The following is a 14914-nucleotide window of genomic DNA, read 5'->3' on the forward strand; positions in this document are numbered from 1 at the left end:
CTCGACAGCAGGGATGCTGTCGTGAAGCCTACAGGGACGTATTCACGGCGTCCCCCGCCAGCCGCAACCCAGCCCGCGGAAAGCGAAAACCGAGATGCGACGGGTATAAGGTCCATCACCGTTGGCCGGGGGAGGTCGCCGGGCGCCGGCGGGCGCCGGCGACCCGAGCCGATCTCAGTTGGCCTGCGCTTGTTGGTGAGCGCCACCGATGCCGGCGCCAGCCCGAGCCGCGACGTCCGGTTGCGGCTGCACGCCCTTCGCCTGCAGTTCCTGGTACCAGAGGTCGTGGTGCTGCTCCGCCCAGACGACATCGACCTTGCCGGTCACCATGCCCTTGAACGATCCCTCCGAGCCGATGGTGCCGATGTAGATATGACCCAGGGCAACGGTCGCCATCACCAGTGCGCTGGCGGCGTGCGCCAGGTGTGCGAGCTGGGCGTCGCTGCGCTCCAGGAACTGCGGGAAGTTCAGGAACAGGCCGCTGACCACCGCCGTCACGCCCACCGTCGCCAGCAGCCAGAACCACGCCTTCTCGCCACCGTTCATGCGTCCCGCGGAGACGTGCCCGCCGCCGAAGATGCCACCACCCTTCGCGAACCATTGGAGGTCGGTCCGATTGGGGAAATTGTGGCGAATCAGCTTGACCAGGAGCAACAGCAGCGAGGCGGCGAACAGGATGCCGGTGTAGTTGTGCAGGTTCTTCGCCACATAGGCCCAGGCCGCGAAGGCGTCCTTGCCGATCAGCGGAATCAGGCTCGCGCGCCCGTACAGCAGGCTGAGACCCGTGATCAGCAGGATCAGGAAGCTGATCGCGGTGGCCCAGTGCAGCACCCGCTCGACGACGCTCCAGCGCGGCAGCCAGTGACCCCGGGGCCCGCCCTCGATCCGCATCGGCCCCTGGAGCATATAGGTCAGGGTGATCATCCCGAGCATGCCGATGAGCAGCACCGCGCCCAGGATCGCCACCGGCCCGTTGCGCAACGAGCGGTAATTCTCGCCACCGTTTTGGATCAGCACGCCGGTTTCCTTGCCCTTGACCGCCGTATATCCGGCATTGCCCTGGCGGACTTCGCGCCAGAACTCCGAGCGGGGATTCGGATCCTCGCCGAAGCCGGTGGCGCCGCCACCGGCGACCTGCGCGACCGCTGCGCCGCCATCACTCAGCAGCAGGCCGGTGAAAGGCAGCGCCGCGGCCGTCAGCAGCACCAGGCCGGCCGACCAGAGCATGGCTCTGATGGCGCGCCTGATACCACGCCGCTTCGATGCTTGTTTCGTCGATTTCACGAAGCCCCCCTAACGGTCGGTCTGGACCATATTGAACCGTCGTTCGAGCCGCTGCTCGAACTCGGGTGTTCCCGCGATTTCGAGCAGCGGGTCGTTGGCGCCCACATACTTTCCGGGCTGGTGCAACTGCAACCCACCATCCTTGCCGTAGCAGCCGGCCAGTGCCAACCCGGCAACCCATGCGACGGCGATCAGCCGAACTTTGCTCTGCATACCTGTCTCCGGTGCAGGGCGCCGCCTCAGGCGGCGCCATAGGCCTTTTCCCAACCCCAGGTCTGGGGCCGACCGCCACGGCGCAGGATGCGCTGGCGATACAGATCCGCCACCAGATCGCCGTCACCAGCGATCAACGCCTTGGTCGAGCACATCTCAGCGCAGAGCGGCAACTTGCCCTGTGCCAACCGATTGGCGCCGTACTTGGTGTACTCGGCAGCCGAGTTGTCCGCCTCCGGCCCACCCGCGCAGAAGGTGCACTTGTCCATCTTGCCGCGCACGCCGAAGGCGGTCTCCTGCGGGTACTGGGGCGCGCCGAAGGGGCAGGCGTAGAAGCAGTAGCCGCAGCCGATGCACTGGTCCTTGTCGTGCAGCACCACACCGTCGGCGGTGGTGTAGAAACAGTCCACCGGGCAGACCGCGCTGCAGGGGGCGTCGGTACAGTGCATGCAGGCGACCGAGATGGATCGCTCGCCGGGCTCGCCGTCGTTGAGCGTGACGACCCGGCGGCGGTTGATGCCCCAGGGCACCTCGTTTTCGTTCTTGCAAGCCGTGACGCAGGCGTTGCATTCGATGCAGCGCTCGGCGTCGCAGAGAAACTTCATCTTCGCCATGGTTCAATGTCCTCTGATTGCGCGGGTCAAGCGGGGATGATGCGGCACAGCGAGCACTTGGTCTCCTGCATGGCAGTGACCGAGTCGTAGCCATAGGTGAATGCGGTATTGCAGGCCTCACCGAGCACGTAGGGATCCGAGCCCGTCGGATACTTGTCTCGCAGGTCATCACCCTGGAAGTGACCACCGAAGTGGAACGGCGTGAACGCCACACCCGGGGCGACGCGCCGCGTCACCATGGCCTTGACCTTGATCCGGCCACCCTCCGGGCTTTCCACCCAGACCATCTGCCCATCGCGCACACCGGCGTTGTTGGCGTCCACCGGATTGATCTCGACGAACATGTCCTGCTGCAACTCCGCCAACCAGGGGTTGGAGCGGGTCTCGTCGCCACCACCCTCATACTCCACCAGGCGACCGCTGGTATGGATGATCGGGAACTCCTTGGAGAAATCCTTCGCCTGAATCGACGCATAGCGCGTCGGCAACCGATAGAAGCTCTTGCGGTCCTCGTAGGTCGGATACTTCTCCACCAGGTCGTAGCGGGTGGTGTAGAGCGGCTCGCGATGCACGGGTACCGGATCCGGGAAGGTCCAGACCACGGTACGCGCCTTGGCATTGCCGAAGGGTGCGCAGCCATGCTTGATCGCCACCCGCTGGATACCGCCGGAGAGGTCGGTCTTCCAATTCTTGCCCTCGGCTGCCCGTTGCTCCTCGGCGGAGAGGTCGTCCCACCAGCCCAACTGCTTGAGCATGTCGGCGGTGAATTCCGGATAACCGTCCTTGATCTCGGAGCCCTTCGTATAGGAGCCCTCGGCCAGCAGGTTGACGCCATCGCGCTCGACCCCGAAGCGGGCCCGGAAGGCGAGGCCACCATCGGCGACGGGCTTGCTGGTGTCGTACAGATTGGGTGTCCCGGGGTGGCGCATCTCGGGCGTCCCCCAGCAGGGCCAGGGCATGCCGTAATAATCGCCATTGGCCGGTCCGCCTTCCGCCTTCAGCGTCGTCGTGTCGAAGGTATGCCAGTTTTGCTGATGCTCCTTCAACCGCTCCGGGCTCTGGCCGGTGTAGCCGACGGTCCACATGCCGCCATTGAATTCGCGGGTGACATCCTCGATCACCGGCTCGTCATTCTCGACTGCGATGTTCTTGAACATGGTCACCGCAAAGCCGAACTTGTTCGCCAGCCGATACATGATGGTGTGGTCCGGCAAGGAGTCGAACAGCGGCTCGATCACCTGGTCGCGCCACTGCACCGAGCGATTCGAGGCGGTGACGGAGCCGCGCGTCTCGAATTGCGTGCAGGCCGGCAGCAGATAGACGCCGTCGGTGCGATCATGCATCACCGCGGTCACCGTCGGATAAGGATCGATGACGACCAGGGTATCGAGCTTTTCCATCGCCTCCTTCATTTCCGGGCCGCGCGTCTGCGAGTTGGGCGTATGACCCCAGAACACCATCGCCCGCACATTGTCGCGTTGGGCGACCTTGTCCTTGTCCTCGAGCACGCCGTCGACCCACCGTGACACCGGAATACCCTTGGTGTTCATCGGCTTCTGGTCACCCTCAAAGGCCTTGTTGTCGAAGCGGCTGACCAGGTAGTCATAGGGCACGCCCCAGACCTTGGCCCAATGCTTCCAGGCACCCTCGGAGAGACCGTAGTAGCCGGGCAGCGTGTGCGAGAGCACGCCGAGGTCGGTCGCGCCCTGCACATTGTCGTGGCCGCGGAAGATATTGGTGCCACCACCGGCGACGCCCATGTTGCCCAACGCGAGCTGAAACACGCAGTAGGCGCGCGTGTTGTTGTTGCCGATGGTGTGCTGGGTGCCGCCCATGCACCAGACGAAGGTGCCGGGACGGTGCTCGGTCATCAGCTTGGCGGCGGTGCGCACCGTTTCCTCGTCGGCGCCGGTGACCCGCTCGACCTCGTCGGGCGTCCACTTCGCCACCTCCTCGCGGATCTGGTCCATGCCGAAGACGCGCTGGGCGATGAACTGGTCGTCCTGCCACTGGTTCTCGAACACGTGCCAGAGCATGCCCCAGACGAAGGGCACATCGCTGCCGGGACGGATACGCACATAGTGGTCGGCGTGCGCGGCGGTGCGGGTGAAGCGCGGATCGATGACGATCAGCTTGGCGCCCGCCTCCTTGGCACGGAAGATGTGCTGCAACGACACCGGATGCGCCTCGGCGGGGTTGCCGCCAATGATGAGGATCGCCTTGGAATTGTGCATGTCGTTGTAGGAATTGGTCATGGCGCCATACCCCCAGGTATTGGCGACGCCGGCGACCGTGGTGGAATGGCAGATACGTGCCTGGTGATCGACGTTGTTGGTGCCCCAGAAGGCGGCGAACTTGCGGAACAGGTAGGCCTGCTCGTTGTTGTGCTTGGCCGATCCCAGCCAGTAGACCGCATCCGGACCCGACTCGGCGCGCACCGACAGCAAGCGGTTGCCGACCTCCTCGATGGCATCGTCCCAGCGCATCCGCTGCCACTTGCCGTCGACCAGCTTCATCGGATATTTCAGGCGCCGCTCGCCATGCCCGTGCTCGCGCAGCGCGGCCCCCTTGGCGCAATGCGAGCCGAGATTGAAGGGGTGGTCGAACGCCGGTTCCTGGCCGGTCCAGACCCCGTTCTGTACCTCGGCGTAGACGCCGCAGCCCACCGAGCAGTGGGTACAGACGGAGCGCACGACCTTGGTGGGGCCGGTGCGGTCGGCGGGGCTGGCGGCCTGTGCGCGGCGCATCATGCCCGGCGTCAGCATGGTGCCGAGGACGGCGCCCCCGGCCATCAGGCCCGAATTGCGCATCAGCTCGCGGCGGCTGATGCCCTGGCCGGTCGCGACCGTCTCCGCCTGCGAACCGTCGACGGCGGTGACTGCCTGTGGCTGACTGGAGAGCTTTCTCAGTTTCATCAGCAAAAGTCCTCGATCGGTGATTCCGGGTTCAGATTTCGATGACGGCTCAGAGCGCCGCGGTCTTGTAGTAGTCGACGATATGTCTCGTCAGCCGGTAGCCCTTGCCGTCGTGCTTGTCGGCCGGCTCCGGGGCGGCCACCGGCGCCGCGTCGACGACGCCGGGCAGCGCGACCACGGCGGCGGCGGCGGGCATGTTGGCGAGGCCACGCAGGAAGTGGCGACGACGGCTATCGTGGGATGCATTTCGTTGCATGGATGATCCTCCGGTGTGGCCTAGAGCCGCATGGCGAAGTAGCGGCTCTCGAGGTCGTTGAAACTGCGGCCGAAGCGGCCGACAGCGCGGTAGAAACAGGCGGACTCGGCGTGCTCGAGATCGTTGAAGAAGCGATCCGCCCAGGGTTCCAGGTGCCGTTGGAAGAAGTGCTGTTGGGTCTGGTGCTCGACATCGTCCTGGATCAACAGCGACATCACCTCCAGGAGCGCGGCGATATGGTCCTCGGGCTCGCACACCTCAGGTTGACGCTCGAACCCCAGCGCGGCGAGATCGGCGCGCAGGATGCTCAGTGGCTTCTCCATCAGGAAGCCGGTCAGGTACCAGGACCCGAAGGGCACCAGCTCGCCGCGACCGAGGCCGATGAACAGGTTGTGATACTCGTCCTCGAGCCGGCCGCCCTGCGGCTGCCGGGCGGCGAGCGCCAGCAGGCGCAGCGCGCGGGCGACGGCGTCCTCGCCGCTGCCTTCGGGCTGATCGTATTGCCGCAACAGGGCCAACAGCGCCGCGTCCGGTGCTGCCCGCAACAGCGCCGCCAGCAGGCCGTAGCCGCCGGCTCGGGAACGGACTTCGGGCGGGAGCGCGGCCGTGGTCGTCGTGGCCGTTGCAACCGTCGGCGAGTCGCTGCGAATGGAGTTTGGGTGAGCTGACATGGCAAGACCGAACCTTGGCGAGTGGCCTGAAGAGAGCAAGCAACAGGCCAGTTTGATAAGGAAAAAAATGACGGGGAGGGGATCAAACACCCAACGGATGACGAGCGCTGGGTCCGGATGACGCACATCGGCCCAAACTTGCTGCATCAGCCTGTCCCGGCTGCGACAGGGCGCGCAGGTCCGCAACGGCCCGCCCCGGACGACGCCGGAAGACACCCGGGCAGGCGCCACCGAACCGGTCCAAGCGCCAGCCGGCAGGGGGATCACGAGGAGGCCGGACGACGGGCAGCGGGGGCCACCGGTGCGGTCGGGGACGAGAGGCGGGACGGCGCATCGGGGCCACGCAGGGATGGGACGAGCGACGGCACCGGCCCCCGGTGATGCGCTACGGGGACGTGTCGGCGCAGCCAGTGGGGCCGGTCAGGCCTGGTCGCGCATCATGTCGACGACGCGACAGTCGCCGCACATCTGCAGCCGACGCCGCGAGCGCTCGTCCTGGAACATGTGGTGCCCGGCCAGCTTCTGCGCCATGCGATCCATGACCGAGCGGGTGGCGAACGGCTTGCCGCAACTGACACAACAAAACGGCGCCTCCTCGTTCAGGGTGCGCGGCTGACGCCGCTGTGCCGGGTCGTAGAGCACCCGCGGTTCCAACGCGATGACCTGCTCGGGACAGGCCTTGGCGCAGAGCCCGCATTGCACGCAGTTGGCCTCGTAGAAGAGTAACCCGGGCCGGTCACCGAGCGCCGACAGGGCCTTGGCCGGGCACACCGAGGCGCAGGACAGGCAGAGCGTGCAGCCGTCGCGATCGACCCGAACCTGGCCCAGGGGCGCGCCCGCCGGCAGCGCGGCACTGGTCACCGGCGCAGGCGCCTGCTCGAACAGGTGGTCGATCGCCAGGAACAGGGTCTGACGCTTGCCGGCGCCGGCGGTGAAACGCGCAGCACGTGCCAGGCGCAGCGGCGCCGTGTCCGGTTGCTCGCCGACCCATTGCACCGCCGGTGGATAACCGAGCCCGGTGAGCAGCGCATTCGCCACCCGGCGTTCCTGCTCCAAGGCGGCGACCGTCGTCGCATCGAGTCCGTCCTGCGGCTGCAGCAGAACCCGGCTCGCACCATAGGCGAGGGCCGACAGCCAGCACTCGAGACCGACGCTGGCCAGTTCCTCGAGTGGCAACGGCAGCACCCGGTCAGCGTCGCTCGCCGGCGGGTCGGCCATCGCATGTAACAACAGCACGGGATCGCTGCCGCCAGCCTCGGCGTAGGCGCCGAGCATGCGCCGCACCCGCTCCAGACTGTCGCTGGTGGGCGGATACTGGTAACTGATCGCGCCGGTTGGACAAACCGTGGCGCAACTGCCGCCGCCCTGGCAGAGGTTCGGGTCCACCTCGATCTGCTCGGCGAGCGAGCGGATCGCCTGCGTTGGACAGACATCGAGACAGCGCCGACAGCCGGTGACGCCACTGCGTCCGTGCGCGCAGATGTTCGGGTCGTAACCGAAGTACTGCGGCTTCTCGAAGCTGCCGATCAGCTCTGGCAGTTGCGCAAGGGCCTCGTGCAGGGCGTTCGCATCCGCGCCCGGTGCGAAATAGCCGACTGGCTTCACCGGCATCGACAGCAGAGGCTCGGCGCAAAGATCCAGCACCAGGTCGAAGGTCGCATCAAGGGATGGGCCGTCGCCGGCCTCGCAGGCAACCCGAAAGTCGCCCAGGTGACCGGATAGGCGAATGGCGCTGCGTGCGCAGCGCCAGGCGGGGCGTTCGTCGGGCGCCGGCCCGGCGTCGGTCAGCAGGTAGCTCGGCTGCAGCCCGGGCGCGAGCTCGGTGACGGCCCCGCCGACCTCGGCGGCATCACCGATCAGCAATAGCCGACCGCTGGAACTGAAGCCAATGAGACCGGTCGGCGTCGGCTTGACGGCTGCCGCGGCGGCCATGGCCTGGGATTTCGGCGAGGGTGCGTGGTGTGCCGGCCCGTCCAGCGCGTCGGCTGGCGTCAGATTCATCGAGTCCTCCGGCCGGTCGGTCGCCGGCACCTGCGTTGCCGCCGTGGCAGCCGTATCGGAATCCTGGGTGCTGCGTGGCGATGGGTTATCGGCATCCGCCGACGCTTGCGCCTCGCGCGCTTGCTGCCGACGCATGTCTGCGGTCACCAGATCTCCAAGCGCCTGGAAGTTGGTGAAGTCTTCGTCGTAGTCGTTGAGGCCGTCGCGCACGTTGAATCCGGGACTGTGGAACAGTTTGCGCAAGGCCAACCGCTGCAGCTCCTCGCTGACCCGGGGCGACAGAAAGGGGCTGTAGTCGGAGTCGGCGTCGAGCGACGCCAGGGGCGGCATGTCGTCGTCGCCGGGCGGCTCTGATACCTCGGGACTTGTCGCTGTCGTCGCCGCCGGCCGCTGTACCTCGGCGCGCGCCGCATGCTTGCGACGCGACCAACGCGTCAGTAGCGGCTCTGCGGAGGAGGTCGCCGGCGGGTCCCCGGAGTCTCGATCGGCATCACTCATGGCTTGACCCACTGTTTGCGTTTGCGCTTCTTCCGTTCGGTCGGCACATAGTGTGTCAGCACGAAGCGCTCGAGCGCCTGACACAGCGCCGTCGGCATCGGCAGCGCGTCCACCTGCTCGTCGCCCTCGAAATAGGCGTTCGCCTGATCGAAGCTCGCGGTCACCAGAAAGGGTTGCAGGCGACCGTCGGCATCGGGTCGGCTGACCAGGAAACACCGGGGCGCCTCGACGGTGAGGTTGTGGTAGTAGCTTTCGGCCTCGTCGGCGAACAATCGCAGGGTGAGGCCATCGATACGCAGCAGGTGGTCGGCATCGGCAGCATCGTCGGCGCGCGCCCGTGTCGCGGTCTGGGCCAGGACGATGCCGACGAACTGCCGGCGTTCGCGCAGCCAGGGATGGTCGGTGACCGGCGTGACCCGCACCAGCACGCTGACCGGGAAGCAGTCGGGCGGACGATCCTGCTGGTCGGCCAGCGGCACATAGTGACGCGCCTGTGCCTGGGTCGGCACCGTGCTCGTGGTGGTGGGATCCGTCGTTGGTGGATGCTCGCTCATCGCTGTCGAACCGCCGTGCTGCGCTAGGGCCGCGGGTGCTGACGCCAGCACCTTGCTCAGCGGCGCTAATAAGCAGCTTTTGTACCAATCGGCTGCTCGCGTGCCCGGGCCGCGGCGGCCTTCCCGCCCGTCCGGCCCGTCCTAGCGTGTCTGCACAAGGATCGGCGGCGGGCCCGCGCCGGCATCGGGAAAAAAACACCGTGATGCGCCGTGCGTGGATCGCAGCGACGAACGACGGACAAAATGCCCCGCCCCGACGGACCCGACTGGGCAATTTCGTCCCCCTCGGGCCGGGGCGTGGGACGCGTCCTGCCGTCCGGCTGCGTAGCCGCGGCCGTGGCTTTTCGGCATCAGTCTTGCTTATAGCTGCGACCACTGCCGAAGGCGCAGACGCCTCGATGACCTGGGGCGCAGGTCGCAGTCCGGACGGCGCGGGCGCGAGCTGGAGTGAACCAAAGGCCCGACAGCGGGCGGCGTTTGTGACCGCCGGTCGGCCCTGGCGGAGGAGACGACACCATGACGAGCGAAACCACGCATGACCGACCCGGGTCGGCGACACTGATCGATCGCTTCGGGCGAAAGATCACCTATGTGCGTATCTCGGTCACCGACCGCTGCGACATGCGCTGTGTCTACTGCATGGCCGAGGACATGACCTTCCTGCCCCGCAGCCAGATCCTGACGTTGGAGGAAATCGCGCGGTTGGCGCGGGTGTTCACGGAGTTGGGGGTGACCAAGATCCGCATCACCGGCGGCGAACCGCTGCGGCGCAACAACGTCATGTGGCTGTTCGAGCAGCTCGGGCAACTGTCGAAGTTGCGGGAACTGGTGCTCACCACCAACGGCTCGCGACTGGCGGCGCTGGCGGCACCGCTGCGGGATGCCGGTGTGGCGCGTATCAATATCTCGCTCGACACCTTGCGCCCCGATCGCTTCAAGCGCATCACCCGGTTCGGCGATCTGTCCAAGACGCTCGCCGGCATCGATGCGGCATTGGCGGCAGGCTTCCGGCGCCTCAAGCTCAATACCGTGGTGCTGCGGCACATGAATCACGACGAGGTACGGGATCTGGCCCGCTTCGCGCTCACGCGCGGCATGGACATCAGCTACATCGAAGAGATGCCGCTTGGGGTCATCGGCGATCACGACCGTGCCGCCGCCTATGTCTCCAGCGACGAGATCCTGGCCATGCTCGCCGAGGCGTTCGAGCTCCTGCCAAGCACCGAGCGCACCGGCGGCCCCTCCCGCTACTACCGCGTCCGCGGCTATCACGGCCGCGTCGGCCTGATCTCGCCGCACAGCCACAACTTCTGCGGCGACTGCAACCGCGTGCGGGTCACCGCGGAGGGCCGGCTGCTGCTCTGTCTGGGCCAGGAATTCTCCACCGATCTGCGGCACGAACTGCGCGCGCATCCGCAGGACGACACCCACCTGCGCCGGGCCATCGTCGACGCCATGGAGATCAAACCGCACGGCCACGACTTCGACCTGCACGAGCGGCCGGTGATCTTTCGCCACATGAATATGACCGGAGGCTGACGCCGATGCGACAGACGCCCCATCGGCCCGTCATGACCGCCGCCGGGCTGAAACCCTCGCATGCCGTGCTCGCCTGGGACGAGTCCGGCGCAGTCCGGGAAGGCCATGTCGCCGGCGAGCGACCACTGACGCTCTATCTGGACAAGCGCGAGATCGTCACCCTGATGACCCTCGGCACCCATCCGGAGCTGCTGGTGTTGGGCTACCTGCTGAACCAGCGCCTGGTGCCCGGCCTCGACGCCATCGCCGCCGTCCAGGTGGATTGGGACACGGATGCTGCCGCGGTGACCACCACCAGTACCATCGCCGATCTCGACGAGAAGCTCTCGCACCGGACCGTCACCAGCGGCTGCGGTCAGGGAACGGTATTCGGCCGTATCACCGATCAGCTGCAATCACTGCGCCTGCCAGCGGTCGAATTCCGCCAATCGCAGCTCTATCGGCTGCTCGACTTCCTGAACGATTACAACGAGGTCTACCGACGCGCCGGCGCCGTGCACGGTTGCGCGCTCTGCCAGGTCGACGCACAGGGCGCGCCCGGCACCGAGATCTTCGTCGAAGACGTTGGCCGCCACAACGCGACCGACGCCATCGCCGGCCACATGTGGTTGCACGGCATCGATGGCGCTGACCGAATCTTCTACACCACAGGCCGACTGACCTCGGAGATGGTGATCAAGGTGGCGCAGATGGGCATCCCGGTGCTGCTGTCGCGCTCCGGGGTGACGGAGAAGGGGTTGGAGCTGGCGCGACAGGTGGGTGTCATGACCATCGCCCGCGCCAAGGGCCGCCACTTCCTGCTCTACGAAGGGGTCGAGCGCTTCCACTTCGATGCGCGCCCGGCGGCGCCGCGCGCTCGCGCCGGCCGAGAGGCGCATCGAAGCGCCGGCGAGTCGCTGTCATGATCCTGAATGGCGCACCCTGGTGCCGCCGGCCCGCCGATGCTCCCTGCGACCGGGTCCGGGAGGGCCGGCCATCATGGCCGTGATCCCCGAGGCGACCCGGCCGTTCATGAGCGTGAAACAGGTCGCCGACTACCTCAACCTGAACGAGAAGAAGGTCTACACCCTGGTCAACGAAGGCAAGATCCCCGGGACCAAGGTCACCGGCAAGTGGATGTTTCCGCGTGAACTGATCGACCACTGGATTCTGGAATCCAGTCATGGCGGGGTGATGACCGATCGCCTGGTGGTCGCCGGCAGCGACGACCCCCTGCTCTATCGGATGATCCTCAAGTTTGCCCAGGACACCCGCTCGCACGCGCTGATCAGCTACACCGCCACCGGCACGCGGCTCGGGCTCGACCTGCTGGCGGCGAACCGCGTCGACGCGAGCTGCATCCACTGGGGACCCAGCGAGGAGAGTCATACCCGTCACCCGGCGCTGCTGCGCCAATACAACCAGCATTCGCGTTGGGTCCTGATCCATGCCTACCGTCGCGAGCAGGGGCTGATGTACGCGGCCGATCGCTGGCGCGGCGGCGAAGATGCCAGCGCGCTGCTGGCGGCGCCACTGCGCTGGGCGATGCGTCAGGAGGGCGCCGGTGCGCAACGCTACCTGAAAGAGATCCAGGCCCGGCTCGGGCTCGAACAGCTCGATCTGGACACCGTCGGCACCGCCGCCTCAGAGCGTGAGGCGGCCGCGATGATCGCGATGGATCAGGCCGACGTGGCCCCGGGGGCGCGCGCCGCCGCGCGCGAGTTCGGGCTCGGGTTCGCCGCCTTCGGCTGGGAGTCCTTCGACATCGCCCTGCGACGCGACATCTACTTCCGGCGCCTGTTCCAGGAACTCCTGAAGCGACTGAAGACGTCCGAGTGCCGCATCATCGCCGAGCAACTCGGTGGCTATGACCTGTCCGACAGCGGACGCCTGGTATTCGGAGAAGAATGATGCCCAAGTTCCTGCGCACGCTGCCACCCAGCGACGAAGACCGGCAGCTGTATACCCCCGTCTCGCCCGGTGACGAATGGGCCGTGCCGGGCAGCTTCGCCTATGCCGGCGTCGATCCGGCATCGCTACCGGACAGCCTGCAGGCGAGCTTTGCGCACTGCTTCCTCGGCATCGACAGCTTCGCCCACGCCAGTGTCGTCGAGGTCGCGGAGATCGACCAGGCGGAACTGGACGGTTTGCGGTTGCAACTGGCGTTGGCGATGGTGCAGCGTCTGGGTGCACCCGGATTGGGCGCGGCACTGCCGGTGGCCGAGGACGAAATCGCCTATGCGCTGTCGTTGGCGGTGCTGCCGGTCGGAACCCAGTTGCTGCTCGAACGCGAATGGCGCGATGGCGACATCCAGGAGAACGTCCACCGCCTGCAGCCGGCGCCGAACCCGCTCGATCACAGCCAGCTTCGCATGTTCGGCAGCGACCCGGAACATGAGCCTTGAGGTGACTCGCGGCCGGTGTCGGCCGGCTGCGGCTGTGGCTGCCGACCGCACGCGGCACCTGATCAGCGTCTTGGTCGGGCTACTGCTGACGGTCCCTGGTGCCACCTTGGCAACGCCAGCACCCGGGCCGGCCGCGACCATGGCGCCGACCGACTCCAGCCAGGGGTTGACGTCCCCGGTCCGCGTCCAAACCAACGCCGGCATCGATGCGACGGGGAGCCGGCCCGAGGTCGGTCAGGCCCCACCGGCGACGGGTGAGGCGGCGCGACGCCACGCCCAGCGATGGCGTGCCGCGATCGACACCAACGACACCGAGACCCTGACGCGATTGCTGCCGACGCTTGACGGCGACATCGACCAACCGGGCCGCGACGGCAAGACTGCGCTGATGGCGGCAGCCGCCGGCGGCGATCCGGAACTGCTGCGACGCCTGCTGCGCGCCGGCGCCGACGTCAACGCAGCCAATCACAAGCAGGCGACGGCACTGCTCTATGCGGCTTGGCGCGGCGATGCCGCGATCGTCGCGACCCTGCTCGCGCACGGCGCCGATGTGCGGCGGCGGGCCAGCAACGGTTGGAGCGCACTGACCATGGCCGCCGCCAAGGGGCATCGACAGGCCGCCCGGCTGTTGCTCGCCGCAGCGGCCGAGGTGGATGTGCGCGATGTCTATGGCTGGACGCCATTGATGCGGGCCGCCGACCTCGGCCGCGACGCCCTGGTGGAACTGCTCGCCGGGCCCGGCGGCGCCGACATCCATGCCATCAATGCCAGTGGACAGACGGCGCTGCATCTGGCGGCCGCCGCCGGCAACGCCAGCACCTTCCGACTGCTGCGGCGCCTGGGCGGCGATCCGGATCGGGCCGACTTCGCCGGGCGAACACCGCGCGCCATCGCCATCGTCCAGCGTATCGACCCCGACTGAGCCGCCGGCAGACGGCACGATTACGGGCATGGGCGCGGGCACGGTCACGGACACTGCGCCGGCGCCTGCCCGCGGCGTAAGGGCAAACAGCGTGCCCGCGCCCGATCGCGCCAGCCGCCCCGGCCCCGGGCGTCGTCATTGGCGCGACCCGTGGCACCACCCCGGGCACCAGGAGCGCTGGCCGACCTCGGGTCGCGGTCCTCGCCTTCGCACTAACCGCAACGGATCAGGTTACGTGTGTAGCCCTCCATCGGTTGCACCACGCACTGCTCGCCCGCCGGCTCGGCGTAGCCGTCGCCGGCGTACTCCAACTGCAAGCGATCGCCGAACTGCTCGAAGTAGCGCGCGAACAGGTCCCCGCCATAGACGCCCGTGGCATGGAAGGCACCATCGACGAAGGCCAGTTCGATCGCCGCCAGGGGCTGGGGGGCGGGCCCGGAGATGACCGCCGCACCGCGCTTCGGATCGTAGAGGCTGTGCTCCGAGCAACATTGGATCACATGCCCGCGGCGCTCGACCTGCTGCGCCCGGTTGACGAATCCGACCGGCTGCTCGCGATAGCCGATGAAGCTGACCATGGGGGAAGGGTGGGTCAGCTTGTGCGCACAGATCGCCGAGAAGGCGACCACCGAGCGGTTTGGACCGACGCCGCCCTGCCAGCGATAGGGAACGCCGGTCTCGGTCTGCAGTTCGGCGCCGCCGGGCAAGGCCTCACCGAGATCGAGCAGGAAACAGGGTGTCGAGCGATAGGGGTAGAAGAAGATCTGCGCCTGCCCCGACGGCAGTGCCTCGGGGCGCAGCGGCTCGCCCTGGGTATCCACCAAAAGCGCGCGTGGAAAGGCCTGCGCGGGTGCCTGCGGGGCCGCCAGGGCGGCGGCCCCGCCGCAGGCAAGGGCAACACCGGCACTGCTGCACAGTTTGATGAAATCGCGGCGATCACCGCCAATCGGCTTGTTCATGGACATCCCCGGGTCCGTGTCGAAGCATGCGCTGGGCCCCGCTTCGTCATGCTGTGAGGCCCCGGTCGTCATTTGGCTATTAGAGCAGAGACCGACGCGGCCTT

The 14914-nt window shown here is 67.3% G+C and carries 14 protein-coding genes; 5 read left to right on the forward strand and 9 right to left on the reverse strand.

Features of this window, described 5'->3' with window-relative positions:
- Positions 1-174: 174 nt before the first annotated feature.
- From QZ588_RS01090 to QZ588_RS01125, 8 genes are all read right to left on the reverse strand, one after another.
- Positions 175-1227 (reverse strand): formate dehydrogenase subunit gamma, encoded by a 1053-nt coding sequence (locus QZ588_RS01090; RefSeq protein ID WP_295538757.1) that lies wholly within the window; start codon positions 1225-1227, stop codon positions 175-177.
- A 66-nt stretch (positions 1228-1293) separates the two neighbouring features.
- Positions 1294-1497 (reverse strand): hypothetical protein, encoded by a 204-nt coding sequence (locus QZ588_RS01095; RefSeq protein WP_295538760.1) that lies wholly within the window; start codon positions 1495-1497, stop codon positions 1294-1296.
- Between the two features lie 26 nt (positions 1498-1523).
- Positions 1524-2111, reverse strand: a complete 588-nt coding sequence (gene fdh3B / locus QZ588_RS01100; protein ID WP_295538764.1) for a formate dehydrogenase FDH3 subunit beta — start codon at positions 2109-2111, stop codon at positions 1524-1526.
- Positions 2112-2137: 26 nt separating this feature from the next.
- Complete coding sequence (locus QZ588_RS01105) at positions 2138-5026, reverse strand: formate dehydrogenase subunit alpha (RefSeq protein ID WP_295538767.1); 2889 nt, start codon at positions 5024-5026, stop codon at positions 2138-2140.
- A gap of 49 nt (positions 5027-5075) precedes the next feature.
- Entirely contained in the window at positions 5076-5282 is a 207-nt protein-coding gene (locus tag QZ588_RS01110) for a hypothetical protein (RefSeq protein WP_295538770.1), read from the reverse strand.
- Between the two features lie 20 nt (positions 5283-5302).
- Positions 5303-5953 (reverse strand): molecular chaperone, encoded by a 651-nt coding sequence (locus QZ588_RS01115; RefSeq protein WP_295538774.1) that lies wholly within the window; start codon positions 5951-5953, stop codon positions 5303-5305.
- A gap of 420 nt (positions 5954-6373) precedes the next feature.
- The gene (locus QZ588_RS01120; RefSeq protein WP_295538777.1) at positions 6374-8452 is read right to left on the reverse strand and encodes a DUF3306 domain-containing protein; all 2079 of its coding nucleotides are present in this window, start codon (positions 8450-8452) and stop codon (positions 6374-6376) included.
- Positions 8449-9006 carry a DUF3305 domain-containing protein gene (locus tag QZ588_RS01125; protein WP_295538780.1) on the reverse strand — a complete coding sequence of 186 codons (558 nt, stop codon included), beginning with the start codon at positions 9004-9006 and terminating at the stop codon, positions 8449-8451. Before QZ588_RS01125 ends, QZ588_RS01120 begins: the two co-directional genes overlap by 4 nt.
- A gap of 516 nt (positions 9007-9522) precedes the next feature.
- Here QZ588_RS01125 and moaA point away from each other — a divergent pair.
- The 5 genes from moaA to QZ588_RS01150 all read left to right on the forward strand — a co-directional run bounded on the left by moaA (position 9523) and on the right by QZ588_RS01150 (position 13851).
- Positions 9523-10545 carry a GTP 3',8-cyclase MoaA gene (gene moaA / locus QZ588_RS01130; RefSeq protein ID WP_295538783.1) on the forward strand — a complete coding sequence of 341 codons (1023 nt, stop codon included), beginning with the start codon at positions 9523-9525 and terminating at the stop codon, positions 10543-10545.
- A gap of 5 nt (positions 10546-10550) precedes the next feature.
- Positions 10551-11450, forward strand: coding sequence for a formate dehydrogenase accessory sulfurtransferase FdhD (locus QZ588_RS01135; protein ID WP_295538785.1), 900 nt, complete (start codon positions 10551-10553; stop codon positions 11448-11450).
- A gap of 73 nt (positions 11451-11523) precedes the next feature.
- Entirely contained in the window at positions 11524-12435 is a 912-nt protein-coding gene (locus tag QZ588_RS01140) for a helix-turn-helix transcriptional regulator (protein WP_295538786.1), read from the forward strand.
- Entirely contained in the window at positions 12435-12929 is a 495-nt protein-coding gene (locus QZ588_RS01145; protein ID WP_295538788.1) for a DUF6505 family protein, read from the forward strand. Before QZ588_RS01140 ends, QZ588_RS01145 begins: the two co-directional genes overlap by 1 nt.
- 166 nt (positions 12930-13095) lie before the next feature.
- Positions 13096-13851, forward strand: coding sequence for an ankyrin repeat domain-containing protein (locus tag QZ588_RS01150; protein WP_295538791.1), 756 nt, complete (start codon positions 13096-13098; stop codon positions 13849-13851).
- Between the two features lie 212 nt (positions 13852-14063).
- On the opposite strand, the gene QZ588_RS01155 is transcribed toward QZ588_RS01150, so the two are convergent.
- Positions 14064-14810, reverse strand: a complete 747-nt coding sequence (locus tag QZ588_RS01155; RefSeq protein WP_295538792.1) for a twin-arginine translocation signal domain-containing protein — start codon at positions 14808-14810, stop codon at positions 14064-14066.
- Positions 14811-14914: the final 104 nt, after the last annotated feature.

The organism is uncultured Thiohalocapsa sp. (genome assembly GCF_913062725.1).
GTDB lineage: Bacteria > Pseudomonadota > Gammaproteobacteria > Chromatiales > Chromatiaceae > Thiohalocapsa.

Bases quoted from the DNA above. Each gene is read 5' to 3' on its own strand.
- QZ588_RS01090 (WP_295538757.1), bottom strand. From the start codon at position 1,227: ATGCTCTGGTCGGCCGGCCTGGTGCTGCTGACGGCCGCGGCGCTGCCT.
- QZ588_RS01095 (WP_295538760.1), bottom strand. From the start codon at position 1,497: ATGCAGAGCAAAGTTCGGCTGATCGCCGTCGCATGGGTTGCCGGGTTG.
- fdh3B (WP_295538764.1), bottom strand. From the start codon at position 2,111: ATGGCGAAGATGAAGTTTCTCTGCGACGCCGAGCGCTGCATCGAATGC.
- QZ588_RS01105 (WP_295538767.1), bottom strand. From the start codon at position 5,026: ATGAAACTGAGAAAGCTCTCCAGTCAGCCACAGGCAGTCACCGCCGTC.
- QZ588_RS01110 (WP_295538770.1), bottom strand. From the start codon at position 5,282: ATGCAACGAAATGCATCCCACGATAGCCGTCGTCGCCACTTCCTGCGT.
- QZ588_RS01115 (WP_295538774.1), bottom strand. From the start codon at position 5,953: ATGTCAGCTCACCCAAACTCCATTCGCAGCGACTCGCCGACGGTTGCA.
- QZ588_RS01120 (WP_295538777.1), bottom strand. From the start codon at position 8,452: ATGAGTGATGCCGATCGAGACTCCGGGGACCCGCCGGCGACCTCCTCC.
- QZ588_RS01125 (WP_295538780.1), bottom strand. From the start codon at position 9,006: ATGAGCGAGCATCCACCAACGACGGATCCCACCACCACGAGCACGGTG.
- moaA (WP_295538783.1), top strand. From the start codon at position 9,523: ATGACGAGCGAAACCACGCATGACCGACCCGGGTCGGCGACACTGATC.
- QZ588_RS01135 (WP_295538785.1), top strand. From the start codon at position 10,551: ATGCGACAGACGCCCCATCGGCCCGTCATGACCGCCGCCGGGCTGAAA.
- QZ588_RS01140 (WP_295538786.1), top strand. From the start codon at position 11,524: ATGGCCGTGATCCCCGAGGCGACCCGGCCGTTCATGAGCGTGAAACAG.
- QZ588_RS01145 (WP_295538788.1), top strand. From the start codon at position 12,435: ATGCCCAAGTTCCTGCGCACGCTGCCACCCAGCGACGAAGACCGGCAG.
- QZ588_RS01155 (WP_295538792.1), bottom strand. From the start codon at position 14,810: ATGAACAAGCCGATTGGCGGTGATCGCCGCGATTTCATCAAACTGTGC.